Here is a 25,847-nt window from a genome sequence, read left to right as displayed (position 1 = left end):
GCTAGCGAATTCCTTCTGCGAGCGGCCCGAGCGCCAGCGCGGGCAGAAAGGCGAGGGCGACCAGGATGATCGTCACGCCGACGACCATGCCGACGAACTGCGGCCGGTGGGTGGGCAGCGTGCCCACGCCCGCAGGAACGGACGCCTGCTGGGCCAGGGATCCGGCCAGCGCCAGGGCCAGCACGATGGGCAGGAAGCGGCCGAGAGCCATGCACAGTCCGAGTGTGGTGTTGTGGAACGGGGTGTTCACGCTGACCCCGGCGAAGGCGGAGCCGTTGTTGTTGGACGTCGAGGTGTAGGCGTACAGGATCTCCGACAGGCCGTGCGGGCCGCTGTTCAGCATCGCTGCCCGTCCTGTCGCGGTGGCCATCGCCACCGCCGTACCGACCAGCACCAGCGCCGGGGTGATGAGGAAGGAGAGCGAGGCGAGCTTGATCTCGCGGGCGCCGATCTTCTTGCCCAGGTATTCAGGGGTGCGGCCGACCATCAGCCCGGCCGCGAAAACGGTGATCACGGCGAGGATCAGCATGCCGTACAGGCCCGCGCCGACGCCGCCGGGAGCGATCTCGCCGAGCAGCATGTTGAAGATCAGCATGCCGCCGCCGAGCGCGGTGTAGGAGTCGTGGGAGGAATCGACCGAGCCGGTACTGGTCAGGGTGGTGGAGGAGGCGAACATGGCCGAGTTCGACACGCCGAAGCGCGCCTCGCGGCCCTCCATCGCCGTCCCGACGGCCTGCGGCACTGTGCCGCCCGCGCTCATTTCGGCCCAGTTGGTCAGCGTCACGCTGATCATAAAGATGCTCGCCATCACCGCGACGATGGCGTAGCCCTGCCGGTTGTCGCCGACCATCCGGCCGAAGGCGCGCGGCAGTGAGAACGAGATCACCAACAGGAGGAAGATCGTCAACCAGTTGGTCCACGATGTCGGGTTCTCGAACGGGTGGGCCGAGTTGACGTTGAAGATGCCGCCGCCGTTGGTGCCCAGGTCCTTTATCGCCTCCTGTGAGGCGGCCGCGGCCGGGGTGAACGTCTGCTCCCCGCCTGTCAGCGTCGTCCACGTGCTGTGACCGGCGAACGTCTGGATCGTGCCACCGGCCACCAGTGCCAGCGCCGCGACGAAGGCGATCGGAAGCAGGATGCGGATCGTGCCGCGGACCAGGTCCGTCCAGAAGTTGCCCAGCGTGTCGCTCTTCGTGCGGGCGAACCCGCGCACCAGCGCGATCGCCACCGCCATGCCGACCGCGGCGGAGACGAAGTTCTGCACCGCCAGGCCCGCGGTCTGCACCACGTGGCCCATCGTGGACTCGCCGGAATAGGCCTGCCAGTTGGTGTTGGTGACGAAGCTGACCGCGGTGTTCCAGGCCAGCGCCGGCTCCACCGGCTCCATGCCCAGGGACAGGAAAAGGTGGTTCTGCAGCCGCTGCAGGCCGTACAGGAACAGGATCGACACCAGCGAGAACGCCAGCACGCTACGCGCGTAGACGCCCCAGCGTTGCTCGCTGCCGGGTCGCACGCCTATCAGCCGGTAGATCACCCGCTCGACCCGCGAGTGCTTGGTGCCGGTGTAGACGCGGTACATGTAGTCGCCCAGCGGCCGGTGGCACAGCGCGAGAGCGAGCAGCAGGGACGCGATGAACAAGATCCCGGCCAGAGTCGGGGACATCAGAACCGCTCCGGGAACAGCAGGGCCGCGACCGCGAAGACCACCAGGCCGGCGATCACGACCAGGCCAGTGGCGTTGACGGCGTTCACAGCCGCTCCGCCGCCTTCACAACCAGCCCGAGGATCACGAAGACCGCGATCGTCAGGCCGACGAAGATGACGTCTGTCATCCTCACTCCTCAGTTGGGTGATAGGTGTTTCGCCCGCCGGAGCGGGCGGCGTTAAGGCAAGCAAATCCCGGAATTTCAGACGTTTTGTCGTTCTTGACGGGTTTTATACGACTAGAGCCCGATAATTGACGCCTTTGCTACGCCCGGGCGTGCGCCGGGCGATCAGCGGATTCCGCGATGATCTCGCTACCGGCGCCCGTGCGGCTGCGCAAGGTCAGAGCGTTGACCTGATGCTTCCGGGTCAACCCGCAGCGCGGCGCACGGTCGGGCCCCAGCCCCATGAGGTGGTGAGCACGGTGACGTCGATGGGCGGTGTGAGGTCAGGGCGGGCTCGGGCGTAGCGGCAGAATCCGGCCCGAGCCGCCCCGCTGTCCCGACCGTCCGGGCGATCAGCCGATGACGAAGGGGAGGCGCGCGGCCAGGTCTCCCAGCTCGGATTTCTCCGCGTCGGCCGGGGCACGCCGCCCGGTGCCGACCAGCAGCGCGTCCTTGTCGGAGAACGACGCGGGGAACGCGGTCCCGGCGATCTTCTCCAGCATCTCCCTGGACCGGGCGAGCCCTTCCGCGGGGGGCTCCTCCGCGTCGGGCAGGTGCGCGATCAGGTCGAGGTGGTGCAGCGTCCACTCCAGGACGTACGCGGCCAGGTAGTCGCCCGCGGTGAGGACCATGTCCTGGGTGGCGACCCGCCGGCGCGGGTCGGCGAGTTCGGCTGCGCGGCCGGCGGCGGAGCCGACGTCGTCGAGGTGGAACTTCAGCAGCCGCGGCTCCTCGTACGCGGCGGCCAGCCGGACGATCAGCGCGTCGAGCGGGTCGTCACCGGTCGGCGGCGTCGAACCGACCTTCCAGTAGGTCACCGCGTCGCAGGTCGGGTCCTTCTCCGCAGGGGTCACGAGCGTGATCAGGACGTCCTGGGCGTCGATGATCAGGTGACACGCGAGGTCTCGCACGAGCCAGCCGGCGCAGCCGGACGGCCGGGCGAAGTCCTTGTCGGGCAGGCCGGCGACCGCCGTGCGCAGCGCCGTCCAAGAGCGCGAGAAGAGATCCATGCCGTCACCGTAGTGCGGCGCCGCGAAGGCCCGCAAACGCCTCGTGCAGGGCAGCGCGGCCACCCGGAAGGTCAGGCGCTCACGGCCTCATCGAGGCCAGGACCTCCAGGTAGTGCCGGATAGGATTGTGCTTGTGCTTTCGGGCATCGGTCAGGGCTTGGCCGTCGTCTCCCGCGGAAGCGGGGCGAGAAGCGTGGTGTTGTGACCATCCTTTCGCCCGCAGTGCTCATCAACTGACTACTTTGTCCGCTCCTCATGTAAGGAGGGCCACGCACCGACGGGCAGCAGTTCCGGGCGTTTGGCGGTGCGGTGGTCACCGGAGGAGCGGCCGAGCAGGCGCCGGCCGGCCCAGGGGCCGAGGAAGCCGGCGACCCAGCGCAGCTCCGTGCCCGCGGCGCGCCACCAGGGCAGGGCGGGCTCGGGCGGCAGGGGATGCGTCCATGCGTCGCTGCTGCCGGCCAGCTCCAGCGCGTGGGCGACCGCCGCGGCGATGCGTTCGTGCCCGAGCGGGCTGGCGTGCAGCCGGTCGGGGCTCCACAACCGGGCGTCCGTGACGACCGGGTGGTGGGCGGTCTCGGCGACGACGACCCCGTGGCGGCGGGCCGCGGCGCGGATGCGCTGGTTGAGCGCGGCGGCCCGCGGGCTGAACGGGCGGGCGAGCGGGGTGATCCGAGCCGGGTCGGGGAAGGTGACGGTGGCCACGCGGGCGCCCTGGGCGGTGAGCGCGGCGAACATCGCCTCCAGGTGGCCGCCCACCTCGTCGGCGTCGAAGCGGGGCCGGAGCAGGTCGTTGACCCCGGCGACGACGGTGGCCAGGTCGGGGCGCAGGGCGAGGGCGGGTTCGAGTTGTTCGGCGTGGACCTGGGCGGCCACGCGCCCGCGCACGGCCAGGTTGGCGTACTGGAGGCCGGGAACGGCGCGGGCGAGCTGCTCGGCGAGCCGGTCGGCCCACCCGCGCAGGCCGTTGGCGTCGTCGCCGTCGCCGAGCCCTTCGGTCTGGCTGTCGCCCAGGGCGACGTAACGCAGGTGGTCACCCTCGCGCATGCGCCGTCCGCCTCTCTTCCAGGATCGCCGCGCTCCGGCGGCACCAATCACGGTTGCCCTGCTCGAACGCGATGCCGCGCAGGCACGTCAGGTAGGGGCCGACGCGTTCGCCGTGGCGCAGGAACTCCTCCTCGCTCATGCCGCCGCGCAGCTTCCGCAGCAGGCCGCCGAGCAGCTCGATCTTGGCGTCGGCGAACGCGGCCCGCTCCGCGAGCTGCTCGATGAGCGTGCCGGCGGCGACGTGGTCGGCGGCCTGGACCTTCACGAGCAGGTCGTCGCGGATGAACGAGGGTTTGTTGGCGGTCGCCGCGAACCGCTCCAGCTCGGCCAGGCCGGCGTCGGTCACGGTGAACAGGCGCTTGTTGGGCCGGGTGTCCTGCACCACCTCCCGTCCGCTGACCAGCCCGTCGCGCTCCAGCCGGGCGAGCTCGGCGTAGAGCTGCTGGGGAAGGGCGTGCCAGAAGTTGGCCACGCCCAGGCCGAACGCCTTGGCCAGCTGGTACCCGCTGAGCTCCTCGTCCAGCAGTGCCGCCAGCACGGCGTGCCGCAAAGCCATCGCGACGTCCTCCTCTTCCCGTACGGACACCGCCATGATAGTCAAGAAACTGACTATTCGCCTTTTTTACTAGGAAGGACGGCCATGACCGCCGCCGACCGTTTCAGCGCCGCCGTCGAGCGGCGCGATCTCGCCGCGCTGGACGAGCTGTTCACCGACGACGTCCGCCTCTACAGCCCGGTGACGTTCACCCCCTTCGAGGGCAAGCCCGCCGTCCTGGGACTGTTCGGCGTGCTGCTGCGCGTCTTCGAGGACTTCCGATACGTCGGCCGGCTCGACGGCGCCGCCCAGACCGGCGCCAGCGGCGCCGAGACCCCGTCGATCGTCCTGGTCTTCCAGGCCACCGTGCGCGGCAGGCAGATCCACGGCATCGACCTCATCCACCTGGACGAGGCCGGCCTGATCAAGGAGTTCACGGTGATGGTGCGCCCGAAGTCCGCGGTCGAAGCGCTGGGTGAGGCGGTCCTCGACGGCCTCGTCGCCGACGGCCTCGTACCGGCGCCCTGAGCCGCCGGGCGCCGGCCGGCCGGCGCGGCCGTCGTCCCTCCCCGCCCGCCGCCCGGCCGTCGCCGACGTGCCGGTGTCCTGCTCGATCCCGCCCGCGACCCCGCCCGCGATGATCCCGATCGCCTGGCGCACGGCCTCGGCCTGCGCCGGGGCCAGCCCGTCGAGGAACGGCTCGAGCAGCGCCGGATCCCACCCGTGCGCGCCCAGCCCGGAATCGGCCAGCAGGTGCTCCATGCTGTAGCCGGCGAGCGAGCGGGCCAGCGGCGCGATCCTGGGGTCGCCGGGCTCGGCGTCGGCCAGCTCGTCCAGCCTGCGGTAGAACTCGTGCCCGATGGCCGTCACCTCCGGATCGGCGGCCAGCGACTCCAGCTGCGTGAAGGCGCTGCTCCTGCCGGGCTCGCCGGCCACGCTGTCCATCAACACCAGCAGCTCGCGGTCCCAGGCCGCCGCCTTCGACTCGGGCAGGCCCACCACGCGCAGGAACGCCACCAGGTCGGGCGAGGCGACGTCGTCGGGGTCCAGCGATCCCGACTCGGCCCGCCTGAGCACCTCCGCCAGCTTCGCCCGCCGCTCCCGGATCTCCCTTTCCTGCCTGGCCAGATCCGCGTCGATCTCGGCCAGGACCTCGGTCAGTTCCCTCGACCGGTCGTCGGCGATCACGTCTCGTGCCTCGTCCAGGCTCAGCCCGAGCTGGACCAGGCGGCGGACGCGGGCCAGGGCGACGGCGTCGCGCATGCCGTAGTGGCGGTAGCCGTTGGCCAGCCGCGGTGGCTCCGGCAGGACGCCCTGTTGGTGGTAGTGGCGCACCGTCCGGGTCGACACCCCGAGCAGCGCGGCCAGCTCTCCGATCCGCATGCCCCCAGTAAAGCCGGTGACCCCGGGCCGCGGCCCACCGGCCACGGTGGAAACCATATCGGCGGCCGGTACGTCTGAATAAATGAGTGGCACCCGCCGGCGCCCGCCGGTTAATGTTTTCTCAGTCGAGATCGGAAACGTCAGGAAAGGCCAGTCATGCGATACGCGGTCACCACTCTGGAACAGGAACGGCGCAGCTGCCGCGGGCTTGTGGTGCTCGGCTGCGGGCTGGCCGGGCAGGCTTCTGGATAAATTCTCGCCACGCGCATCCAGAGGCCGCCGGATCCCATCGGGCGGCCTTTTCTCTTGTCCATGCCCGCATACGGGCCGACGCCCTTTGACAATTTCATGAGCGCATCACGCCGCAGAGGCCGAACGGGTAAGGCAGCTGGCTTCCACCCAGCAGGACGGGGTTCGAGACCCCGCTGCGGCTCCACGCGTCCGTAGCCCAACGGGAGAGGCGCCGGCCTCAGGAGCCGGGTGTTGCGGGTTCGAATCCCGCCGGACGTACGAACCTCGACGCATGTCGAGGCAGGCCCCGTTGGTCTAGCGGTCAGGACGCCCGGCTTTCACCCGGGAGAACACCGGTTCAAATCCGGTACGGGGTGCTACCACTATGTTTTTCCGGCCCTATAGCTCAATGGAGAGAGCGCCGGCCTACGAAGCCGGGTCCGTTGCAGGTTCGAATCCTGCTGGGGCCACTCAGCCAGACCACGGCCTGTAGCTCAGGTGGTCAGAGCGCCGGTCTTACAAACCGGGCGTCGCAGGTTCGACTCCTGCCGGGCCGACCTCGATTCTCCTCGCGCGAGCTGGGCATAGGGGAGCCCACCCGGCTGTAAACCGGGCGCTTCGGCTGTGGCGGTTCGACTCCGTCCTCGCGCACGATCCGCCTCGACGCGATGGGGGCCGAGGCGGGCCCGGCGCAGTCCGCGGGTGCGGAGGTAGGCCTGCAAAGCCGTCCGTGCGAGTTCGACTCTCGCCTGCGTCTCCACCGGTCGCCGCCGTGCGGCTTGAAGGTGCACGACGCCTTCCGCAGGGAGCTGGCGCTGATCCGCGGGGAGGTCGCCGCCTCGGGCCCGCGCCTGGGCGCGCAGCTGCGGGTCAACTGCCTGACCCTGTGCCAGGGCCTGCACGTGCACCATGCGCGCGAGGACGGGTTCATGTTCCCGGCGCTGGAGGGCCGCCATCCGGAGCTAGCCCCCGCGCTGGAACGGCTGCGCGCCGAGCACGTGGTCGTCCAGCGGCTGCTGGATCGCCTGCGGGCCGTGCTGGCGGCCGACGACCTCGCGCCGCGGGCGCTGCTGGCCGAGGTGAACCGCCTCACCGAGGAACTGGAGGCGCACCTCGACTACGAGGAGGAGCAGCTCATGCCGCTGCTCAGCTGACCGGGACCGCCGTGCACGCCCGTACCGCCTTCTCAGGCTGACCGGGACCGCCGTGAACAGAAGCGGGCTGAGCGCGCCATCCACCGATCGGTGGATTCCGCGCTCAGCCCGATCCGCCGCCGAGCATGGCCGGCGGGTCGATCCCCGCCGTGAGCTGCGAAACCATGATGGACGCATGGCAGTCATCGATGTCGCCGGCCTCACCAAGAGGTACGGCGGCCACACGGTTCTGAACGGCGTCTCCTTCTCCGTCGAGCAGGGCGAGATCTTCGGCCTGCTCGGCCCCAACGGCACCGGCAAGACCACCACCGTCGAATGCGTGGAGGGTCTGCGGCGGCCCGACGGCGGCACGATCCGGGTGCTCGGGCTCGACCCGATCGGCGACGGCCGCGCGCTGCGCGAGCGCATCGGGGTGCAGCTCCAGCACACCCAGCTGCCCGAGAACATCAAGGTGTGGGAGGCGCTCGACCTGTACGCCTCCTTCTACGCCGAGCCGCGCGACTGGCGCGAGCTGCTGGACCAATGGGGGCTGTCCGGCAAGCGCGACGCCCGTTTCGGCAAGTTGTCGGGAGGCCAGAAGCAGCGGCTGTTCATCGCCCTGGCCCTGGTGGGCAACCCGAAGGTGGCCTTCCTCGACGAGCTCACCAGCGGGCTCGACCCGCAGGCCCGCCGCGCCACCTGGGAGCTGATCAAGCAGGTGCGGGCGTCGGGCGTCACCGTGGTCCTGGTCAGCCACTTCATGGACGAGGTGGAGGAGCTCTGCGACCGCGTCGCGGTCTTCGACGGGGGCGGCATCGTCGCGACCGGCAGCCCGGCGGAGCTGATCGACGGGGTCGACGCCGAGCACCAGATGCGGTTCACGCTGATGGCCGGCGACGCCAGCGACCCGGTCGCCCTGCTGAGCGGCCTTCCCGGCGTCTCGGGCGTGACCCGCGACGGCGACGGGGTGAGCGTGACGGGCCGGGGTGACTTCGCCACGGCCGTCACCTCGGCACTGGCCCGCAACCTCATCCCCGTCGCGGACCTGCGCATCGACAAGCGCACGCTCGACGACGCGTTCACCGCCCTGACCGGCCGCTCGTTCCACCCGTGAGGAAGATCCCCATGACCGTCGTCGCCAAGCTCACCACCGTCGAGCTCAAGCTGCTGGCCCGCGAACCCGGCTCGATCTTCTCGGTGCTCATCCCGCTGTTCATCCTCTTCGTCTTCGGCAGCTCGATCCCGCCCGGCGACACGGTGCTCCTGCCGATGACGCTGGTGATCGCCGTCGGGCTCGTCGGCCTCTACCAGCTGCCGACCACGTTGGCCACCTACCGCGAACGCGGCATCCTGCGCCGGCTCTCCACCACCCCGGTGCGGCCTGGAAGCATGCTGGCGGTGCAGCTCATCCTGCAGTTCGTGCTGGCGCTGATCGCCTGCGCGCTGCTGATCACGGTCGCGGGCACCATCCTGGGCGCGCACGTTCCCTCCCAGGCGCCGCTGATCGCCGCCGTGTTCCTGCTCGGCACGGCCGCGATGTTCGCCATCGGCCTGCTGATCGCGGCGTTGGCGGCGAACGGGCGCACCGCCAACGGGGTGGGCGTGCTGCTGTACTTTCCGCTGGCCTACCTCGCCGGGCTCATGCAACCGGTGGACCAGATGCCGGATATCCTGGCGCGCATCGGCGCGTTCACCCCTATGGGCGCGTTCCGGCAGGCCCTTCATGACGTCTGGGCGGGGGTGTCGCCGGGCCCGCTGATGCTGGGCGTCATGGCCGCGTACGCGGTGATCGTCAGTCTCGCCGCGGCCAGGTTCTTCCGGTGGGAGTGAGTGATGACGACAGGGGACGGCGCCCGTCTTGACCGGTGGGAGCGGCTGCTGCAGCGGCTGCTCACCGCCGTCCCGTACGTCCTGCTGGCTATCTCGATGGCGCTGTCATGGCTGGCCGACGACCGGCCGGGGACGTACCATCTCGTCACGCTCGGCCTCTCCGTGCTCGCCGCGGCGTGGATCTGGTTCATGCCCGGGCGCCAACCGGTCGTCTATGTCACGGGCCTGGTGATCCTGATCGCGGTGCTCTGCTCGCGTGGACTGTGGTTCGGCAGCTTCTTCGCCTTCACCGGATACCTCCACTCCTGGCACCTGCTGAAGGGGAAGTGGAGGTTCGTCGGGGTGACGGCCACGGCGGCCATCTCGATCACGGCCTACACCGGAGGGTTGCCCGAGCCCACCCCGCCCGCGATCGCCACCCACCTGCTCTTCACCGTCGCCATCGTGGCCGTGGTCAGCCTGTTCAGCTTCGTCGGCGAGGTCACGGCCGAGCGCAGCGCCGAACGCAAGCGCATGGTGACGCGGCTGGAGGAGGCGATGCGGGAGAACGCCGGCCTGCACGCCCAGCTCCTCGTCCAGGCCCGCGAGGCCGGCGTGCTCGACGAGCGCCAGCGCATGGCCAGGGAGATCCACGACACGCTCGCCCAGGGCCTGACCGGCATCATCACCCAGCTCCAGGCGGCCGTGCAGACCGAGGCCGACCCGCAGGCCTGGCGGCGGCACCTCGACCACGCGGTGGGGCTGGCCCGCGACAGCCTGGCCGAGGCCCGCAGATCCGTGCACGCCGTCCAGCCGGGCCCGCTGGAGTCCGCCCCGCTGCCGGCGGCGCTCGCGGAGATCGCCGCCCGGTGGTCGGAGCTGAACGCCGTGCGCGTGGAGGTCGCCACGACCGGCACGGCGCGTCCCCTGCATCCACAGGTGGAGGCGACCCTGCTCCGCATCGCCCAGGAGGCGCTGGCCAACATCGCCAAGCACGCCGGCGCGTCGCGGGCCGGGATCACGCTGTCCTACATGGAGGACGTGGTCAGCCTCGACGTCCGCGACGACGGCGCGGGCTTCGACCGGGCGCGGGCGCTCGACGGCGGCGGCTTCGGCCTGGCGTCGATGCGCGACCGGGTGACCCGCCTGGCGGGCGCCTTCGAGATCGAGTCCGAGCCCGGGTCCGGCACCGCCGTCTCCGCCGTCGTGCCCGCCATCACCGCGCTCGCCACCACCCCTGAGGAGTCCCGGAGTGCCTGAGGCCCCCGTCCGGCTGCTGATCGCCGACGACCACCCCATCGTCCGCGACGGCATCCGCGGCATGTTCGCCGGCGATCCCGGTTTCGAGGTGGTCGGCGAGGCCGGCGACGGCGCCCAGGCCGTCGACCTCGCGCGGGCGCTCGACCCCGACGTGATCCTCATGGACCTGCGGATGCCCAGGATGGACGGGGTGACGGCCATCAGGGAGCTCGCCCGGCTGGGCCTCAAGGCGCGGGTGCTGGTGCTGACCACGTACGACACCGACAGCGACGTGCTGCCCGCGATCGAGGCGGGCGCGACCGGTTACCTCCTCAAAGACGCGCTGAGGGAGGAACTGGCACGCGCGGTCGCCGCGGCTGCGCGCGGGGAGGCCGCGCTCTCCCCGTCGGTGGCCACCCGCCTGCTCGGTCAGGTCCGCGCCCCCGCCGACCCGCTGAGCGGGCGGGAACTGGAGATCCTCGACCTGATCGCGCAGGGCACCACCAACCGGGAAGCGGCGGCCCGGCTGTTCATCAGCGAGGCCACGGTCAAGACGCACCTGTTGCACATCTACGCCAAGCTGGGCGTCAACGACCGGGCGTCGGCGGTGGCCGCCGCCTTCCAGCGCGGCCTCCTCCCCAGGGGATGACCGTTCACCGAGTTTCAGGATTCTCAGTCTGGTCCGGGCAGCGGGTGCCTGGCGGGGGAGACGTGCCACAGCCGCCTGCCCCGCCAGGCAGGGTCCTACGATCGGCTCGGCGTCCGTTCAGCGTCTCCTGGCCACTCCCGGCGACGGTCTGCTCCACCAGCGAAGCAAGATTGATCGCGGCATTCTCGTCACGGTCCATGGACAGGCCGCACGTCTCAGCGGCAGCTTGGCTTTCACCGCGCCGCAGGACGAACAGGTCTTGGAGGAGGAACCAGCGGCCGGCGACGATGAGCCGCCCGCCGCGCCAGCCGGCGTTGCAGGCAAGCTGGCGGTGGATCTCGCCGAAACCCGCACTGCTGATGGCGGCTGCGCGGCGCGTCCCCCTCAGTAGTCCGCTGTCAGTTCGGCGGCGCTCACGGTCGGCGGGTTGCCGTTGCGGCGGTTTTCGAGGTCGTCGAGGATCGCCGCGGTGGCCGTGGCTCCGAAGCGGGTGGCGCCGAGCCGGTGCAGGTGCAGGAGAGCGTCCAGGGTGCGAACGCCGCCGGCGGCCTTGACCTGCACACGGGAGGACACGGTGCGTCTCATCAGGGCGATGTCGGCGGCCTTCGCCCCACCGGGTGCGAACCCGGTGCTGGTCTTGACGAAGGCTGCGCCCGCGGATCGGCGGCCTTGTACCCGGTGGTCTTGTCCTGGTCGGTCAGGTAGGCGTTCTCGAAGATCACCTTTACGGGGCGTCCCTCGGCGGCCTGGACGACGGCGGCGATCTCGTTCTGGACGAACACGACGTCGCCGCCGCGCAGGCGACCGATGTTGACCACCATGTCGATCTCCTCTGCCCCCAGGGAAATCAGCTCCGTGGTCTCGAGGACCTTCGCCTGCGTGGTGCTGCTGCCGTGCGGGAAGCCGACGACCGTGCCAACGCGAACCTGGCTGCCGCGCAGCGCGGCGCCCGCCGCCGCCACGTCGGCGGGCCGCACGCACACCGACGCCGTGCGGTACTCCAGAGCCGTCGCCAGGCCGTCCTCGACCTCGGCCGGAGTAAGTTCGGGCCGCAGCAGCGAGTGGTCGATCATCTTCGCCACCACCTCGCGTGCGGGCAGAGGGCCCTCCCAGCGCGGGACGTCGATGGAGGCCACGGACATGATGCTCTCCTTCAGATTGCCGGAGGTAAGCTGTATATACAGCATATACAGCTGACGTGAGGGTGTCGACTGGCGTCACACTGGAGCCGACTGTCCGATCGAGGAGGAACACACCCGCCATGGCCGCGTCGCAACCGCTGTACGAGCGCATCGAGAAGCAGCTGCGCCGGCGCCTCGAAGGCGCCGCCGACGGCGATCCGTTCCCCTCCGAATCGCAGCTGGCTCAGGAGTTCGACGTCTCCCGGATGACGGCGCGCGCCGCTCTGGTTCGGCTGGCACGCGACGGCCTGCTGGAGCGGGTGCCCGGGCGAGGTAGCTTCGTGCGCCAGGCCGCCGCCGCCCGGCCGGTCGGCACCCTGCTGAGCTTCCACGACCAGGCACTCGCCCTTGGCAGGACGCCGCGCTCCCGGGTCCTGCAGGCCGCCGTACGCCCCGCCTCCCCCCAGGAGGTTGCCGCCCTCTACCCGGCTTTCGGCACGCAGCCCGCGTCCGTGGTCGCCATCAGTCGCGTCCGGTTCTTCGACGACCTGCCTGTGGCCATCGAACACGCCGCGTTCCCCGCCGCCCTCGACGCGCTGCTGACCGCCGACCTGGAGACTGGATCACTGCACCAGACTCTCCGACGCCTGGGACTGCATCCGACTCTCGGCTCCGCTGTCCTCACGGCGCGCACAGCCGACGACGATGCACCCGAACTCGACGTCGACCCCACCACGCCGATGCTCGTCGAGACGCGCTCCATCATTGACCAGCACGGGAACCCCCTCGAATACACCAGCAGTTCCTACGTCGCGCACCGCTACGCGCTCAAGGTCGACTTCTCTGTTGCCGCACCCCCGGACACCCCTCACGCCCCGAGAGGCGGCGGCGGTGACGCGGTGAGTCGCCCAGCCTGACGCCTCACCCGACCTTCAAGCACACGGTCGTGTCCGGCAAGGTCTTGGAACGGCGCAACGGAAACCTCCGCGCCGGCCGAAGGGCCGGTGTCCGTCGGCCGGTCCCGGGCCGGAGGACTGGGGACCGGCGCGGTCAGTGGGTTTCTGGTCTGGGGATGTGGATGCCCGCGGCGCGGAGCTTGGCCTCGATGAGCGCGACCCCCCGGGCCGTGGCCGATCCCTGCTCTTCGCCGTGGTGGGCGATCAGGTGGTATCGGGCCGCGGTGTCGGTGCGGGCTTGCAGGCCGGTCACGATCTTCAGGTGTGCGGGGTTGGCGAGGAAGTGCTCGGCCATGGCGGTGGCGAGTTCGGCCAGGCGCGGGTCGTCCGGCTCCCATGCCGTGGCTTCGATCGCGTGCTTGCTCAACGCGACGAAGCGGGGGTCGTCGAGGGCGTGCTCGACATGGGTGAGGAAGTCGTCGAAGCCCTCGGGGACCAGGGCCCTGGCCAGTACCCAGCCCTCCCTGGTGGCCGCCACCTCCTCCGCGGGGAGGCCGAGGCCGGACAGCCGCTCCAGCAGCGCCACGGCGCGGTCGGGCAGCAGGGCCCGGTCTCCGTCTGCGAGCCGGTGCAGCATGTCACGGCGCGCGATCAGCTCCTGGATCCGTTCGGTGAGCTGCCGCTCGACGTCGGCGAGCGCGGCGGCGAACTGGGCGGCGTCGGCGTCGAGCAGGGGCCCGATCTCGGCCAGCGGCACCCCGGCGGCGGCCAGCGTCCGGACCTGCACCAGCCGCAACAGCTCGGCCGATCCGTACCTGCGGTAGCCGGAGCTGTCGCGTTCTGGCTCCTTCACCAGGCCGAGCTTGTGGTAGTGCCGCACCGTCTTGACGGTGACGCCGACGAATGCCGCCGCCTGCCCGATCGTGACTCCGTTCATCGGCACAATCCTGCCTTGTGCTCGGCCTCGGGCGACTGGGCAGACCGCAGGCGAGCAGGTGGCCCCAGTTCGCGTCCTACCCGATGCACGACCGGCAGGGGTCGTCTCTGGAGGCATACGCGTCGCAAGTGTTCAGTCCGCCGGCTGAGCCGGATCGGCCTGCTCGCCGCAGAACACCTCGTTGACGAGCCTTTGCTGGGCGTTCTGGACCGTTGTCGCTATGGACATGTCGGCGTCGTCCACCCAGTTCAGTACGGCGGTCAGGGTTTTGCTGCCGTCGGGTGTGCTGTACATCAGCGCCGCGGAGCCGACCGTGCCGCCGTTGTGGGTGATGACGGTGCCGCCACACTCCGTTTTCTGGACGATCACTCCCAGCCCGTAGTCCATGTTCGGGATGCCCGTGACGTGCGGGGTGCACATTTCGGCCAGCAGTGGGGCCGGCAGGAGCTTGCCGCCTATCAGCGCGGAGATGAACGTGGCCAGGTCCTGGCTGGTCGAGATCATGTCACCGCCGGTGGAGACCCAGGAGGGGTTGTGGCGGGTGATGTCGATCGTCTTGTGCCGGCCGGCTTCCTCGTAGCGGTAGTAGATGTGGGTGTGTGGCTCAGGGATCTCCGGCGAGGCGTCCGGCACCACCGTGCCCGACAGCCCGAGCGGCCCCAGGATCCGCCGCCGCATCTCCTCGGCCAGCGAGCGGCCGGTGACCTTCTCGATCAGCAGCCGGACCAGCACGTAGTTGGTATTGGAATAGCTCCAGCCCGTCCCCGGCTCGAACCGGGCCGGCTTGGACAGCGCCAGTCGCACCAGCTCCTCGGGCCGGTAGGTGTGGAACCGGTTGTCCACCCACTCCTTGCCCGTGGTGCCGTAGGGCACGGGGATCCCGTGCACGATCGACCCGTCGTCGTAGACCTCGCCGGTGAAGTTGAACAGCCCGCTGGTGTGCTGCAACACCATCCGCACCGTGATCCGCCGGTCCAGCCCGAACTCGGGCAGGTAGTCGGCCGCCGGGGTGTCCAGCTCGATCTTGCCCTCGGCCACCAGCTGCAGCACCAGGGTCGCGGTGAAAGTCTTGGTGTTGCTGCCGATCCGGGCATGCCCGTTGACCGGCGGCTTGGCGGTCCCGCCCAGCTCGGCCACCCCGGCGCTGCCGGCCCACGCGCCCCGCTCATCGTTCACCCGCAGCGACACCCCGACGAAACCGGACTTTACGATCTCCTCGATCGCCTTCTGCAGCTCCGGGCGATCCTGCCCGGCCGCGGCTTCCGGCACGGCCCCGCTGTCCGCAACGGCCACCCTGGCGGCGTCGAGGGCTTCGGTGATCTTACGGACCATCTCGGCCGTGGCGGGGCTCGGCCGGCCCTGGTGCGTCTGGGCGGTCTCGACAGCGACGAGGACGGTGCTGCGGAAGTTGCCGGCCTCGGCCGGATCCTGCTGCCTCAGCAGGATCATGGCCGCGGTCAGGGCCGGCAGCACGCGGTCGGCGATCTCGGCCACGGACTTGCCGGTCAGGTCCTTGCCCTCAGGGTAGTCGGCGAGCACATGCCCGATCAGGCCGGTGGCCGAGCCCAGCGCGATGCTGCCGTTGGTGGCGATCTTGTGAGGCTTGCCGGCGGCACCGGCGGCGGCCATCAGCGACACGGCGCCGTACGCGGCAATCCGCAGGGTGCTCTTGTCCTGATCGGAAAGGGTGATCGTCATGGTGGTTTGCCCTTCGAAGTTGTTATGTCCGGGTCGGCGTCGCGCCGCTGCGCCGAGCTTCCACCCTGACCCAAGGTCAAACTCAACCGTGATCTAGCTCACAGCTGCATGGGGGGTTGAGACAGCTCCAGCGGGGTTGTGGAGTTAAGTCGAGTACGAATTTGCAGTCGACTTAACTTTTGCAGTAGGTTCCCGTTCATGGCGGAAGGGTTGCGGGAGCGGAAGAAGCGGCGGACCCGGCAGAGCATCTCCGAGGCGGCACTCGGCCTGTTCGTGGCGCGCGGCTTCGACAGCGTGACGATCGCCGAGGTCGCGGCGGCCGCCGAAGTGTCGGTCAACACCGTCTACAACTACTTCGAGTCCAAGGAGGACCTGGTCCTGCCGCCGGACGAGGCGTCGCCGCAGCGGCTCGCCGACATCGTGCGGGCGCGCGAGCCGGGCGAGTCGGCGGCGGGCGCCGTGCTGGGGCGGCTGCGCCAGGAGGTGCGCGGGCGCGAGCGCCAGGTGGGCCTCAGCCCGGGGTTCGGACGGGTCCTGGAGATGATGCTGGCCGCCCCCACGCTGACCGCCCGGCTGGAAGGCCTGGGCCGCCGGATGACGGACACGCTGGCCGCCACGCTGGCCGAGGAGAGCGGCGCGGCCCCCGACGACCCGCTGCCGCGCGTCATGGCCTGGCACATCGGGTCGCTGCACGCGCTGGTCCTCGGCGACATCGCCCGCCGCACCACCGCGGGGGAGCGGCCGGAGGTGATCGCCGAGCGGGTGCTGGAGCTGCTCGACACCGTGGAGAGCGTGCTCGGCGAGCAGGTTCTCACCTATGCCGTACGAGAGGAACGACCATGTTCAGGGTGACGATCAGAGGCAAGTTCGCGGGGTTGGACGACGCCGGACGGACCAGGGTGCTGGCGGCGAGCGGCACCGCCTTCACCGAGGCCGGCACGTTCACCCACGACCAGAGCGTCTCGGCGTTCACCTTCCGCTGCCAGGTGCCCGCCGGGCCGGACGACGGCGAGGACGAGGCGGCTCTGGGCGCGATGGCGGCGCTGGATGCGCACGGGCACCCGTACGAGATCCTGAAGATCGGGGTGACCGACATGCGCGACATCAGGATCCGGCGACGCCGGCCGGGGCATGCTTGAGAGCGCAGAGGCCGGGCAGCCGGCACGCCCGGCAGGGTGAGCCGGCTTGAGCGCCGCGGATCGGGTGAGGTGTGGGTGCCCGGCGGGCACTGATGGCGGCTACGGCCGGAGGGGTTCGGCGAACAGCTGCGCGACGAGCTCACCGCGGCTGGAGGTCCCCGCCTTGCCGAAGACGGCCTTGAGGTGACCGCGAACGGTGTGGGGAGAGATGAACAGGGCCGTGGCGATCTCGGCGGTGGACAGGCCCCGTGCCACGAGCTGAGCGACCTCGAACTCCCGTGGCGTCAGCCCGTATGCCTGGGCGACGATAACCGCCAGGTCGGCGGAGGGCGCGGGCTCGATGACGAGCGCTGTCGGACCTGGCCGTCCGCCGGGACCGCTCAGGCATGAGGCGCGGCAGGTCAGCCAGCGCTTGTCGAGGGTCCGGATGCGCATCCTGGCGCTGCCCCGATCGTGGCCTTGGGCGATGGCCCGCGCCTGCAGAGTCGTGCCGATCAGCCAGATGGGTAGCCTCAGCCCGAGTGCCGTGGGCACGGATGGTCCGTCCGGCAGGAGCGCGAGATAGTGCCGGGCCTCCTCGTTGATCGACGTGGCCTCGCCGTGCTCGTCGAACAGCAGCAGGCCGGGTGCGGAGGCGACGGGCTCGCCGTCCGATCCGGACGGACGGGCGTACCGGCGCAGCCGGTCGGCGAGTGGGCCGGACAGATCGGCGAGCAACGCGATGTCGTGCGTGCCGAACGCCGGGCTTCCCCGCATGCGGAACAAGCTCACCACGCCCCACGGCCGGTCGCCGATCCGCAGCACGGCCCGCAGTTCGTCGTCCACGCCCTGGCCGCCGAGCAGGCGGCGGTATCGGGCGCTGCGCGCGGGCAGGTCGCAGGTGGCCGCGCGCAGACCGGCCGCGGGGACGGCCGCGCGGGCGAGGTCGCGGAACGGCAGGATGTTCTCATCCAGGAGTTCGCTTTCCCAGTAGGCGGCGCATCCTTCGCCTGAGCCGAGGTTCTCCACCAGCATGGGTGCGGTGACCAGGCCCGTTTCCGGATCGGTGGCCGTCCACACCGAGGCGTCGAACGGCATGTGCCGCCGCAGCCTGGCCGAGGCACGGCTGAAGAGCTCCAGCGCGCCGGCGGCCCGCTCGGCAGCCGAGAGGATCTCGGCGTGGCGGTGCGGGTGGGACATCGAGCTTCCTTCTGGCGCCGGGTCACTTGCAAGGGGGGTGGACGCGGGTCAGTTTGCCGTGTCTCCCTTCCGTCGCCAACCCCTCATCTGAGGGGGTCGTCTCTCGCCGATCCCCCGCAGGCGGGGGATGGAGCGGGGTCATGGCGTCCACGAGGGTCGGAAGGACCTTCTGGACGAACAGGGGAGAAACGTCGTGCGTATCGCGATCATAGGAGCGGGCGCCGCCACGGTCGGCCTGCTGGACGCGCTGGCCGTCAGCGGGACGGGGATGGGGGAGGTCACCGTGTTCGAGCTGTCCGCGTACCTGTGGCGGGGACGGCCGTACGGGCCGGATCTGGACAGCGTTCTGGTCAACGCCCCGCCCGCCATCATGTCGATCCGCCATCAGGACTCGGGGCACTATGCCTCCTGGCTGGGCCCGGAGCGTGCCGCCGCCCACCGGGACGACCTGCTGGGACAGCCTCTGGTGCCGCGCGCCCTCTACGGGGCGTACCTGGCCGACACCGCCGAGGCCGGCCTGGCCGCGCTGCGCGAGCGCGGGTGGCGGACGCGGGTCGTCGCCGCCCGGGTCGTCGCGGTGGCCCGCTCCGGCGAGGGCCTCCGGCTGGCGCTGCGCACCGAGGACGGGCACGACCATCCGGCTGACCGGGTGGTCGTGTGCGTGGGCGGGGGAACGCCGCAGGACCACTACGGCCTGGGCGGAGCTCCGGGGTTCGTGGGCGACCCTTACCCGCTGGCGTACACGCTCGGCCACGTCCCGGCGGCAGCCGACGTCGCGGTGATCGGCAGCGGGCTGACCGCCGTGGACGTGGTGGTGTCGCTCGCCGCGCGCGGCCATGCCGGGCGGATCGCGCTGGTGTCGCGGAGCGGCATGCTGCCCCACGTCTGGCAGCGTCCCCTCGGCCACCGGCCCGTGCACCTGACCGTCGAGCGGGTGAATGCGCTGTGCCGCGAGCACGGCTGCGTCACCCTCGACGACCTCGCCGGGCTGCTCCGCGCCGAACTGGCCGGGACGGGCGAGGACTTCGCGGACTTCACGGCCGAGTTGCTTGCGGCGGGGTCGGAGGAGCCCGTACGGCGGTTGCGGCGGCAACTGGCCGCCGTCGACGACCCGCGGATCGGGCGGCGGGTGCTGCAGGAGACCGCCCACACCGTCGGCCCGTACGCCTGGCGGCTGCTGCCCGGGCCCGACCGTGAACGGCTGCGCAGGCACGTCCGTCTGGCCACCAGCACGGCCTCGCCCATGGTGCCGGTGAACGCCGCAGCTCTGCTGCGGCTGTTCGAGTCCGGGCAACTCACCATGATGGCAGGCGTACGCAAGATCGAGGCTGCGAAGGGAGGGTTTCGGGTCCGGGGCGACGGTGGCGACCTGAACGCCGACGTCGCCGTCAACGCCGTGAACCCGCCGCCCCAGGCGGTGCCCCGCGCGGCCGAGCCGCTGGTCACGTCCCTGCTCACCGATGGGCTGGCCGCCCTGCACCCGTCGGGAGGGCTGGTCCCCGCGGACCCGCGCCTGAACGTCGTGGGCGACCTGACCGGCGGCGGTCCGTTCATCACCTCGGGCATCCCCGGCGTCGCCGCAGCGGGCGCTCGTACCGTACGCGGGCTGCTGGACACACAAACCGGCTGATCAGTCGAGGGCCGGGGGAGCGTCGTCCCCTGAGGAAGGGCACGGCGGCCGTCAGGGCGCCGCGTTCGCCGGGAACGTTCGGGACGTCGACCGTGGATGCCATGACAGATGCGTGGGATGGCCCGCTGTTGCGGTGGAAGAGAGACGTTCAGGCTGGCATGTGCAAGAGATAAGGTAAGGGGTGTGACGACGTTTCGGATCAGCGAGGCCGCTGCGCTGCTCGGGGTCAGCTCCGACACGGTCCGCCGCTGGGTGGACGCCGGCAAGCTGGCCGCGGAGCGGGACGGGCACGGCCACCGGCAGGTGAGCGGCACCGACCTGGCCGCCTTCGCCCGCACCCAGGTCGAGGCGGTCGACGGCGGCCGTTCCTCGGCACGTAATCGCTTTCGCGGAATCGTCACCGAGGTGATCCGCGATGCGGTGATGGCGCAGGTGGAGATCGCCGCCGGGCCGTTCCGGGTGGTGTCCCTGATGAGCCGCCAGGCCGCCGACGAGCTGGGCCTGGAGGCGGGGGTGGTGGCGGACGCCGTGATCAAGTCCACCAACGTCGTCGTGGAGATCCCCGGTCACGAACGCGTGGCCAGCCATGTGTGAGGAGCCCGCCGTGGTGTTCAGGCGCCTTTTCCGAGGGGCGATCGCCCTGCCGGCCGCGCTCGCGCTCGTGTGCCTGGCCGGATGCGGCTCCGGTGGGCCGGCCTCGTCCGCGACCACCGGCGGCGGGGACGCGAAGGAGGTGACGGTGTTCGCGGCGGCGTCGCTGACGGAGACGTTCACCGAGCTCGGCAAGGCCTTCGAGGCCGCCCATCCGGGCACCACGGTGAGGCTCAACTTCGGCTCCAGCGCCACCTTGGCCCAGCAGATCGTGCAGGGCGCGCTGGCCGACGTGTTCGCCTCGGCCAGCCCGGCCACGATGAAGACGGTCACCGACGCGTCCCTGGCGAGCTCGCCGACGACGTTCGTGCGCAACAGGCTGCAGATCGCCGTGCCCGCCGGCAACCCGGCGAAGGTGGACGAGCTGAAGGACCTCACCGATCCGAACGTGAAGGTGGCGCTCTGCGCCGAGCAGGTGCCGTGCGGCGCCGCGGCGGTCAAGGCGCTGGACGCGGCCGGGCTCAAGGTCACCCCGGTGACGTTCGAGCAGGACGTCAAGGCCACGCTCACCAAGGTAGGGCTGGGCGAGGTGGACGCGGCGCTGGTCTACACGACCGACGTGATCGCCGCGGCGGGCAGGGTCCGTGGCATCGCGTTCCCGGAGGCGGACCAGGCGGTCAACGACTATCCGATCGCCGCGCTGGCCATGGCTCCCGCTGGTGAGACGGCCCGGCAGTTCGTCGACCTGGTGCTGTCGCAGCAGGGCGAGAACGTGCTGACCAGAGCCGGCTTCGACGTTCCCTGATCTCCGATGAACTCTTCTGCGCCGCGGCAACCGCACCCGGTGGACCCGCCCGCCGGGCGGCCGGCCGCGGGTCGCAAGGTCTCCGGGCGGCAGCCGTGGATGCTGATCGTGCCCGCGCTGGCAGGGCTGGCGTTCCTGGTGCTGCCGCTGGCCGGGCTGCTGATCCGGGCACCCTGGTCCACGTTGCCGCAGCGGCTGGCCGAGCCGCACGTGCTGGAGGCGCTGCGCCTGTCGCTGGTGGCCGCCACCATCGCCACCGCCTTCTGCCTGCTGTTCGGGGTGCCGCTGGCCTGGCTGCTGGCCCGGGTGGAGTTCCCGGGCCGGCGGCTGGTGCGGGCGCTGGTCACGGTGCCGCTGGTGCTGCCTCCGGTGGTCGGCGGCGTCGCGCTGCTGCTGGTGCTGGGGCGGCGCGGGCTGGCCGGGCAGTGGCTGGAGGCCACGTTCGGCGTCACGCTGCCGTTCACCACCGCCGGGGTGGTCGTGGCCGAGGCGTTCGTGGCGATGCCGTTCCTGGTGATCAGCGTGGAGGGCGCGCTGCGCGCCGCTGACCAGCGCTTCGAGGAGGCCGCCGCCACGCTCGGAGCCTCGCGCTGGACGGTGTTCCGCCGGGTGACGCTGCCGATGGTCATGCCGGGCGTGGTGGCCGGCGCGGTGTTGTGCTGGGCGCGGGCGCTGGGCGAGTTCGGGGCGACGATCACGTTCGCGGGCAACTTCCCGGGCACCACCCGCACCATGCCGCTGGCGGTCTACCTGGCGCTGGAGACCGAGCCTGAAGCGGCGATCGTGCTCAGCCTGGTGCTGCTGGCCGTCTCCGTCGCCATCCTGGCCGGCCTGCGTGATCGGTGGGTGAGCGCGGCATGACCCTGCACGCTCGTCTCGTGGTCGAACGGGCCGCGTTCACGCTCGACATCGAGGTCGCGGTCGCGCCGGGTGAGGTGGTGGCGCTGCTCGGACCCAACGGCGCGGGCAAGACCACCGCGCTGCGCGCGCTGGCGGGGCTGACCGCCATGACCGGCGGCCGGATCCTGCTGGACGGCAGCTCCATCGACGGCCTGGCCGCCGAGCAGCGGCCGATCGGCATGGTCTTCCAGGACTACCTGCTCTTCCCGCACCTTTCGGCCCTCGACAACGTCGCGTTCGGGCCACGCTGCCAGGGGGTGGCCAGGGCGGAGGCCCGTCGTCTGGCCGCGCGGTTGCTGGAGCGCGTCGGCCTGGCGGACCGGGCCTCCGCCAGGCCGCGCCAGTTGTCCGGCGGGCAGGCCCAGCGAGTGGCACTGGCCCGCGCGCTGGCCGTGCGGCCGCGCCTGCTCCTGCTGGATGAGCCGCTGGCCGCGCTGGACGCCCACACCCGGCTGGAGGTCCGCTCCCAGCTGCGCCGCCACCTGGCCGGTTTCGACGGCGCGACCGTCCTGGTCACCCACGACCCGCTCGACGCGATGGTGCTGGCCGACCGGCTGATCGTCATCGAGCACGGCGCCCTCGTCCAGCAGGGCGCCCCGGCCGAGGTGGCCCGCCGCCCGCGCACCGATTACGTGGCCCGCCTGGTCGGGCTCAACCTGCACCGGGGGGTTGCCGACGGGGCCCGGGTCAGGGTCGGCGAACTGCTGCTGACCACCTCACAACACCTGGAGGGACCGGTGTTCGTGGCCTTCCCGCCGGCGGCCGTCGCGCTCTACCGCTCCCGGCCCGACGGCAGCCCGCGCAACCTGTGGCAGGGCCGCGTCGACGGCATCGAACGCCACGGCGACAACGTCCGCGTGCACCTCGACGGCCCCGTCGCCGCCTTCGCCGACATCACCCCCGCCGCCGTCGCCGACCTCGACCTGACCCCGGGCCGGCAGGTCTGGGTGTCGGTGAAGGCGACCGAAACCCACGCCTACCCGGCATGAACCGCACCGCGATCCGCGATCGCTTCGACGCCGCGACCGCCGGCCGGCTGATGTTCGGCGGCCGCCAGCCAGGCCGGTAGCGGCGAGCCGTCGAGAGCGGCTCGCCGCTACCACATGTTCTCCGGGTAGGGCGGGAGACCGGTCCCTCGATCAGATGCGGGTCGAGGTGGAGGCGTACCCGCCGCCGCCGGGGTAGACCCACTCGCCGGTGAGCGTGGTGTCGTCGGCGTCGAAGGTGCCCTCGAAGTAGGCCGGGCCGCCCCTGGCCCCGGCCCAGATGGTCAGCCTGTCGCCCTCCAGTTCGTAGACGTAGTCGAAGGTGTTGCCCGCCGAGTCGTAGAACCGCGACACCACGTCCGCCCCGGTCGGCTCACCGAACGGACGCAGGTTGCCGATGATCTCCATGCCGGTGACCGGCTCGCCGAACTGGGTGAGCTCGACGTGCTGGACCAGGAAGAACCGGCCCGGCATCCACTCGTAGCGCACGGTGCCCTCCGCACCGCCGGCGACCTTCCAGGTACCGACCAGGCGGTCCAGGGCCTTCAACTCGGGGCTGGGCTGCTGGGTCTCGATCATGTTGTCCTCCTCTGTGGTTGCTCGCCGGTACCTCGGAGACCTCTGCCGGGCTTTGACACGGAATCAGTGTGGTCTGAATCACATTCGACGGCCGTCAAGAAAGCCGATGCGGGTCCGAGGTAACGAGCGAGAACCCACCGACAAGGGAGGACGTCATGACCGCCACCACCACTGCCACCGGCGTTCCCGTCCGCAGGACCGCTCGGACATCCGGACGCCTGCTGCTGGCGGGAGCGCTGGCCGGGCCGCTCTTCTTCGCCTCGGCGATCACGCAGATGCTCACCCGTGAGGGCTTCGACATCACCCGGCACCCCATCAGCCAGCTGTCCACCGGCGACCTGGGGTGGATCCAGATCCTCTCCTTCGTCCTCGCGGGGACGGGGGCGCTGGCGCTGGCCGCCGGCGCCGGGCGCACGCTCACCGAAGGGGTCGGGCGGCGGGCGCTGCCGATCCTGGTGGGCATCTTCGGCGCCGGGCTGGTGGCGGCCGGGATCTTCATCATGGACCCCGAGAAGGGCTTCCCGGTCGGCACCCCTGAGGGGCCGGTCGCGCAGATGTCCTGGCACAGCATCGTGCACTCGGCCGCCGCCGCTGTGGCCTTCACCGCGCTGGCCATCGCGGCCATCGTGATGACCGTCCGGTGCGCCCGCCGCCGGGCGACGCCGCCCGCCATGCTGAGCGCCCTCGCCGCGCTGGTGCTGCTGGTGCCGATGTCGCCCGGCTACATGAGCATCCAGATCGCCCTGAACGGCCTGGTCGCCTTCACCTGGACGACCGTCCTCGCGACGTCGCTGCGGCGCGCCGCCTGAGACGCACCTAACATGGCCTGCGACGATTTATCAAGGGATTCACCATGAAATACCTGCTGCTCGCCTACACTCCGGCCGCCGAGTGGGACGCCGCCACCGCCGACGTCCCGTCCGAGGAGGCGCTGGCCGCCTTCGCGACCTACCAGAAGCTGGAGCGGGAGCTGATCGCCTCCGGCGAGTTCGTCACCAGCGAGGGCCTGGGACACCCCGCGGTCAGCACCACCGTCCACCGCAAAGGTGACAAGGTGGTCGCCACCGACGGTCCCTTCGCCGAGCTCAAGGAGGTCCTGGCCAGCTTCGCCGTGATCGACGTGGCCGGCAAGGAGCGCGCCGTCGAGATCGCCGCACGCATCGTCGAGGCGCTCGGCGAACCGATCGAGATCCGCCCGATCATGGGTGAGGACTTCGCGGCGTGAACCACGAGCACGAGCACCTGCTGCGCACCGAGGCGCCGCAGGTGCTCGGCGCGCTGGTCCGCCGCTTCGGCCGGTTCGACATCGCCGAGGACGCAGTGCAGGAGGCGCTGCTGACCGCCAGCCAGGTCTGGCCGGCCGAGGGCGTCCCGGAGAACCCGCGCAGCTGGCTCATCCGCGTTGGATACCGGCGCATGGTCGACCTGATCCGCTCCGACCAGGCCCGCCACCGCCGCGAGCAGCAGGCCGGAGTGGCCGAGCTGGCCATGCAAGGACCCGAGCGACGGGCACATCCCGCACGCGAGACCGACGACAGCCTGACCCTGCTGCTGCTGTGCTGCCATCCCGCGCTGGACCCCACCTCCCAGGTGGCGCTCACGCTGCGCGCGGTCGGCGGCCTGACCACCGCCGAGATCGCACACGCCCACGGTACGACCGCGCCCACCATGGGCGCCCGGATCAGCCGCGCCAAACGGCAGTTGGCCCGCGCCGGAGCCCGCTTCACACCGCCCACCGACGCCGACCGCGACAGCCGTATGGCCGCCGTGATGCGGGTGCTCTACCTGATCTTCAATGAGGGCTACACCGCCACCGCCGGCAACCGGCTCGCCCGCGTCGACCTGACCCGCGAAGCCATCCGCCTGACCCGCATGCTTCACGCCACGCTCGGCGACGACGCCGAGGTGACCGGCCTGCTGGCGCTGATGCTGCTCACCGAGTCCAGGCGCGCCGCCCGCACCGATGGCGGTGACCTGGTTCCCCTGGACGAGCAGGACCGCGCCCGGTGGGACCACGACCTGATCGACGAGGGCACCGCTCTCATCGACGGCGTCTGGAACCGCAGCCAGCCGGGCCCCTACCAGCTTCAGGCCGCGATCGCCGCCGTGCACTCCGCTGCCTCCTCACCCGGCCAGACCGACTGGGCTCAGATCGCCATGCTGTACCTGTGGCTCGAACGGCTCACCCCCACCGCACCGGTCCAGCTCAGCCGCGTGGTGGCGGTGGCCCACGCCCACGGACCGGCCCGCGGCATGGCGCTCCTGGACGACCTCAACCAACGCCACCACCTGGACCGGCACCCGCTCACCAGGCAGCGGGAGCACGCGGTCCGCGCCCACCTGCTCCAGATGACCGGCAACACCACGCGGGCAGCCGCGCTCTACCGTCAGGCGGCCGACCTGACCGCGAACCAGGTCGAGCAGCGCTACCTGCTCAGCAAGGCCGGCGATCTCATCTGAGCGACGTGGGGACCGACACGGAGGG

Annotated in this window: 28 protein-coding genes, 7 tRNA genes and 1 pseudogene; 24 read left to right on the top strand and 12 right to left on the bottom strand. The window is 71.2% G+C overall.

Annotated elements, in window-relative coordinates:
* Position 1: 1 nt before the first annotated feature.
* The 5 genes from kdpA to ACTWPV_RS18695 all read right to left on the bottom strand — a co-directional run bounded on the left by kdpA (position 2) and on the right by ACTWPV_RS18695 (position 4,514).
* Positions 2–1,663 (bottom strand): potassium-transporting ATPase subunit KdpA, encoded by a 1,662-nt coding sequence (kdpA, locus tag ACTWPV_RS18715; protein ID WP_443152733.1) that lies wholly within the window; start codon positions 1,661–1,663, stop codon positions 2–4.
* A complete protein-coding gene (locus ACTWPV_RS18710) occupies positions 1,663–1,752 on the bottom strand; it encodes a potassium-transporting ATPase subunit F (protein ID WP_347648161.1) in 90 nt (29 codons plus the stop codon). Before ACTWPV_RS18710 ends, kdpA begins: the two co-directional genes overlap by 1 nt.
* A 469-nt stretch (positions 1,753–2,221) precedes the next feature.
* A complete protein-coding gene (locus ACTWPV_RS18705) occupies positions 2,222–2,878 on the bottom strand; it encodes a maleylpyruvate isomerase N-terminal domain-containing protein (RefSeq protein ID WP_443152732.1) in 657 nt (218 codons plus the stop codon).
* A 237-nt stretch (positions 2,879–3,115) separates the two neighbouring features.
* Complete coding sequence (locus tag ACTWPV_RS18700; protein ID WP_443152731.1) at positions 3,116–3,922, bottom strand: SGNH/GDSL hydrolase family protein; 807 nt, start codon at positions 3,920–3,922, stop codon at positions 3,116–3,118.
* Positions 3,909–4,514: a PadR family transcriptional regulator gene (locus tag ACTWPV_RS18695; protein WP_443152860.1), complete on the bottom strand. Its 606-nt coding sequence runs from the start codon at positions 4,512–4,514 to the stop codon at positions 3,909–3,911. The genes ACTWPV_RS18700 and ACTWPV_RS18695 overlap by 14 nt, the downstream gene beginning before the upstream one ends.
* A gap of 48 nt (positions 4,515–4,562) precedes the next feature.
* On the opposite strand from ACTWPV_RS18695, the gene ACTWPV_RS18690 reads away from it, so the two are divergent.
* A complete protein-coding gene (locus ACTWPV_RS18690) occupies positions 4,563–4,985 on the top strand; it encodes a nuclear transport factor 2 family protein (protein ID WP_443152859.1) in 423 nt (140 codons plus the stop codon).
* Between the two features lie 663 nt (positions 4,986–5,648).
* On the opposite strand, the pseudogene ACTWPV_RS18685 reads toward ACTWPV_RS18690, so the two are convergent.
* Positions 5,649–5,840, bottom strand: a pseudogene (locus ACTWPV_RS18685) (MerR family transcriptional regulator); the annotation flags it as partial.
* 361 nt (positions 5,841–6,201) lie between these two features.
* Here ACTWPV_RS18685 and ACTWPV_RS18680 point away from each other — a divergent pair.
* The 12 genes from ACTWPV_RS18680 (at position 6,202) to ACTWPV_RS18625 (ending at position 10,901) form a co-directional block, all read left to right on the top strand.
* Positions 6,202–6,276: transfer RNA gene (locus ACTWPV_RS18680), tRNA-Gly, on the top strand.
* Position 6,277: 1 nt separating this feature from the next.
* Positions 6,278–6,350, top strand: a tRNA-Leu gene (locus ACTWPV_RS18675).
* 25 nt (positions 6,351–6,375) lie between these two features.
* Positions 6,376–6,448, top strand: a tRNA-Glu gene (locus ACTWPV_RS18670).
* 18 nt (positions 6,449–6,466) lie between these two features.
* A tRNA-Arg gene (locus ACTWPV_RS18665) sits at positions 6,467–6,541 on the top strand.
* 13 nt (positions 6,542–6,554) lie between these two features.
* Positions 6,555–6,628: transfer RNA gene (locus ACTWPV_RS18660), tRNA-Val, on the top strand.
* A 14-nt stretch (positions 6,629–6,642) separates the two neighbouring features.
* Positions 6,643–6,722, top strand: a tRNA-Tyr gene (locus tag ACTWPV_RS18655).
* A 37-nt stretch (positions 6,723–6,759) separates the two neighbouring features.
* Positions 6,760–6,831, top strand: a tRNA-OTHER gene (locus ACTWPV_RS18650).
* Between the two features lie 25 nt (positions 6,832–6,856).
* Positions 6,857–7,225, top strand: a complete 369-nt coding sequence (locus tag ACTWPV_RS18645) for a hemerythrin domain-containing protein (protein ID WP_443152858.1) — start codon at positions 6,857–6,859, stop codon at positions 7,223–7,225.
* A gap of 175 nt (positions 7,226–7,400) precedes the next feature.
* Positions 7,401–8,318: an ABC transporter ATP-binding protein gene (locus tag ACTWPV_RS18640; RefSeq protein ID WP_443152730.1), complete on the top strand. Its 918-nt coding sequence runs from the start codon at positions 7,401–7,403 to the stop codon at positions 8,316–8,318.
* Positions 8,319–8,329: 11 nt separating this feature from the next.
* On the top strand, positions 8,330–9,034 hold the full coding sequence (locus tag ACTWPV_RS18635) for an ABC transporter permease (RefSeq protein ID WP_347648156.1): 705 nt from the start codon (positions 8,330–8,332) through the stop codon (positions 9,032–9,034).
* A 3-nt stretch (positions 9,035–9,037) separates the two neighbouring features.
* A complete protein-coding gene (locus ACTWPV_RS18630) occupies positions 9,038–10,273 on the top strand; it encodes a sensor histidine kinase (RefSeq protein ID WP_443152729.1) in 1,236 nt (411 codons plus the stop codon).
* On the top strand, positions 10,266–10,901 hold the full coding sequence (locus ACTWPV_RS18625) for a response regulator (protein WP_443152728.1): 636 nt from the start codon (positions 10,266–10,268) through the stop codon (positions 10,899–10,901). Before ACTWPV_RS18630 ends, ACTWPV_RS18625 begins: the two co-directional genes overlap by 8 nt.
* Positions 10,902–11,285: 384 nt before the next feature.
* Here ACTWPV_RS18625 and ACTWPV_RS18620 read toward each other — a convergent pair whose 3' ends face one another.
* Positions 11,286–11,486 carry a hypothetical protein gene (locus ACTWPV_RS18620; RefSeq protein ID WP_443152727.1) on the bottom strand — a complete coding sequence of 67 codons (201 nt, stop codon included), beginning with the start codon at positions 11,484–11,486 and terminating at the stop codon, positions 11,286–11,288.
* Entirely contained in the window at positions 11,486–12,043 is a 558-nt protein-coding gene (gene deoC, locus ACTWPV_RS18615; protein ID WP_443152726.1) for a deoxyribose-phosphate aldolase, read from the bottom strand. Before deoC ends, ACTWPV_RS18620 begins: the two co-directional genes overlap by 1 nt.
* A 119-nt stretch (positions 12,044–12,162) precedes the next feature.
* On the opposite strand from deoC, the gene ACTWPV_RS18610 reads away from it, so the two are divergent.
* Complete coding sequence (locus ACTWPV_RS18610; protein WP_443152725.1) at positions 12,163–12,939, top strand: GntR family transcriptional regulator; 777 nt, start codon at positions 12,163–12,165, stop codon at positions 12,937–12,939.
* Positions 12,940–13,072: 133 nt separating this feature from the next.
* On the opposite strand, the gene ACTWPV_RS18605 is transcribed toward ACTWPV_RS18610, so the two are convergent.
* Together ACTWPV_RS18605 and ACTWPV_RS18600 are read right to left on the bottom strand one after the other, a co-directional pair.
* Positions 13,073–13,855, bottom strand: coding sequence for a MerR family transcriptional regulator (locus ACTWPV_RS18605; protein WP_443152724.1), 783 nt, complete (start codon positions 13,853–13,855; stop codon positions 13,073–13,075).
* Positions 13,856–13,987: 132 nt separating this feature from the next.
* Positions 13,988–15,553: a serine hydrolase domain-containing protein gene (locus tag ACTWPV_RS18600; RefSeq protein WP_443152723.1), complete on the bottom strand. Its 1,566-nt coding sequence runs from the start codon at positions 15,551–15,553 to the stop codon at positions 13,988–13,990.
* A gap of 198 nt (positions 15,554–15,751) precedes the next feature.
* On the opposite strand from ACTWPV_RS18600, the gene ACTWPV_RS18595 reads away from it, so the two are divergent.
* Both ACTWPV_RS18595 and ACTWPV_RS18590 read left to right on the top strand, forming a co-directional pair.
* Positions 15,752–16,405 (top strand): TetR/AcrR family transcriptional regulator, encoded by a 654-nt coding sequence (locus ACTWPV_RS18595; RefSeq protein ID WP_443152722.1) that lies wholly within the window; start codon positions 15,752–15,754, stop codon positions 16,403–16,405.
* Entirely contained in the window at positions 16,393–16,692 is a 300-nt protein-coding gene (locus ACTWPV_RS18590; RefSeq protein ID WP_443152721.1) for a DUF6204 family protein, read from the top strand. The genes ACTWPV_RS18595 and ACTWPV_RS18590 overlap by 13 nt, the downstream gene beginning before the upstream one ends.
* A gap of 99 nt (positions 16,693–16,791) precedes the next feature.
* Here the strand turns inward: ACTWPV_RS18590 and ACTWPV_RS18585 are convergent, their stop codons facing one another.
* Positions 16,792–17,871 (bottom strand): response regulator transcription factor, encoded by a 1,080-nt coding sequence (locus ACTWPV_RS18585; RefSeq protein ID WP_443152720.1) that lies wholly within the window; start codon positions 17,869–17,871, stop codon positions 16,792–16,794.
* Between the two features lie 193 nt (positions 17,872–18,064).
* On the opposite strand from ACTWPV_RS18585, the gene ACTWPV_RS18580 reads away from it, so the two are divergent.
* The 5 genes from ACTWPV_RS18580 (at position 18,065) to ACTWPV_RS18560 (ending at position 22,786) form a co-directional block, all read left to right on the top strand.
* Positions 18,065–19,501: an FAD/NAD(P)-binding protein gene (locus ACTWPV_RS18580; RefSeq protein WP_443152719.1), complete on the top strand. Its 1,437-nt coding sequence runs from the start codon at positions 18,065–18,067 to the stop codon at positions 19,499–19,501.
* A gap of 183 nt (positions 19,502–19,684) precedes the next feature.
* Positions 19,685–20,095 carry a TOBE domain-containing protein gene (locus ACTWPV_RS18575; protein ID WP_443152718.1) on the top strand — a complete coding sequence of 137 codons (411 nt, stop codon included), beginning with the start codon at positions 19,685–19,687 and terminating at the stop codon, positions 20,093–20,095.
* 10 nt (positions 20,096–20,105) lie between these two features.
* The gene (modA, locus tag ACTWPV_RS18570) at positions 20,106–20,897 is read left to right on the top strand and encodes a molybdate ABC transporter substrate-binding protein (RefSeq protein WP_443152717.1); all 792 of its coding nucleotides are present in this window, start codon (positions 20,106–20,108) and stop codon (positions 20,895–20,897) included.
* A gap of 6 nt (positions 20,898–20,903) precedes the next feature.
* On the top strand, positions 20,904–21,758 hold the full coding sequence (locus tag ACTWPV_RS18565; RefSeq protein WP_443152716.1) for an ABC transporter permease: 855 nt from the start codon (positions 20,904–20,906) through the stop codon (positions 21,756–21,758).
* Positions 21,755–22,786, top strand: a complete 1,032-nt coding sequence (locus ACTWPV_RS18560) for an ABC transporter ATP-binding protein (protein WP_443152715.1) — start codon at positions 21,755–21,757, stop codon at positions 22,784–22,786. The genes ACTWPV_RS18565 and ACTWPV_RS18560 overlap by 4 nt, the downstream gene beginning before the upstream one ends.
* Before the next feature lie 150 nt (positions 22,787–22,936).
* On the opposite strand, the gene ACTWPV_RS18555 is transcribed toward ACTWPV_RS18560, so the two are convergent.
* Positions 22,937–23,362, bottom strand: coding sequence for a hypothetical protein (locus ACTWPV_RS18555; protein WP_443152714.1), 426 nt, complete (start codon positions 23,360–23,362; stop codon positions 22,937–22,939).
* A 155-nt stretch (positions 23,363–23,517) separates the two neighbouring features.
* Between ACTWPV_RS18555 and ACTWPV_RS18550 the strand changes: the two genes are divergently transcribed.
* The 3 genes from ACTWPV_RS18550 to ACTWPV_RS18540 are packed head-to-tail and all read left to right on the top strand — an operon-like array spanning position 23,518 to position 25,822.
* Complete coding sequence (locus ACTWPV_RS18550) at positions 23,518–24,171, top strand: DUF998 domain-containing protein (protein ID WP_443152713.1); 654 nt, start codon at positions 23,518–23,520, stop codon at positions 24,169–24,171.
* A 44-nt stretch (positions 24,172–24,215) separates the two neighbouring features.
* Positions 24,216–24,587: a YciI family protein gene (locus tag ACTWPV_RS18545; protein WP_347648141.1), complete on the top strand. Its 372-nt coding sequence runs from the start codon at positions 24,216–24,218 to the stop codon at positions 24,585–24,587.
* Positions 24,584–25,822, top strand: coding sequence for an RNA polymerase sigma factor (locus ACTWPV_RS18540; RefSeq protein ID WP_443152712.1), 1,239 nt, complete (start codon positions 24,584–24,586; stop codon positions 25,820–25,822). Before ACTWPV_RS18545 ends, ACTWPV_RS18540 begins: the two co-directional genes overlap by 4 nt.
* Positions 25,823–25,847: the final 25 nt, after the last annotated feature.

It is taken from the genome of Nonomuraea sp. KM88 (assembly GCF_052245635.1).
Taxonomy (GTDB): Bacteria; Actinomycetota; Actinomycetes; order Streptosporangiales; family Streptosporangiaceae; genus Nonomuraea.
Note: the sequence above shows the minus strand (reverse complement) of the source record. Positions and strands in the feature narration are given on the sequence as shown.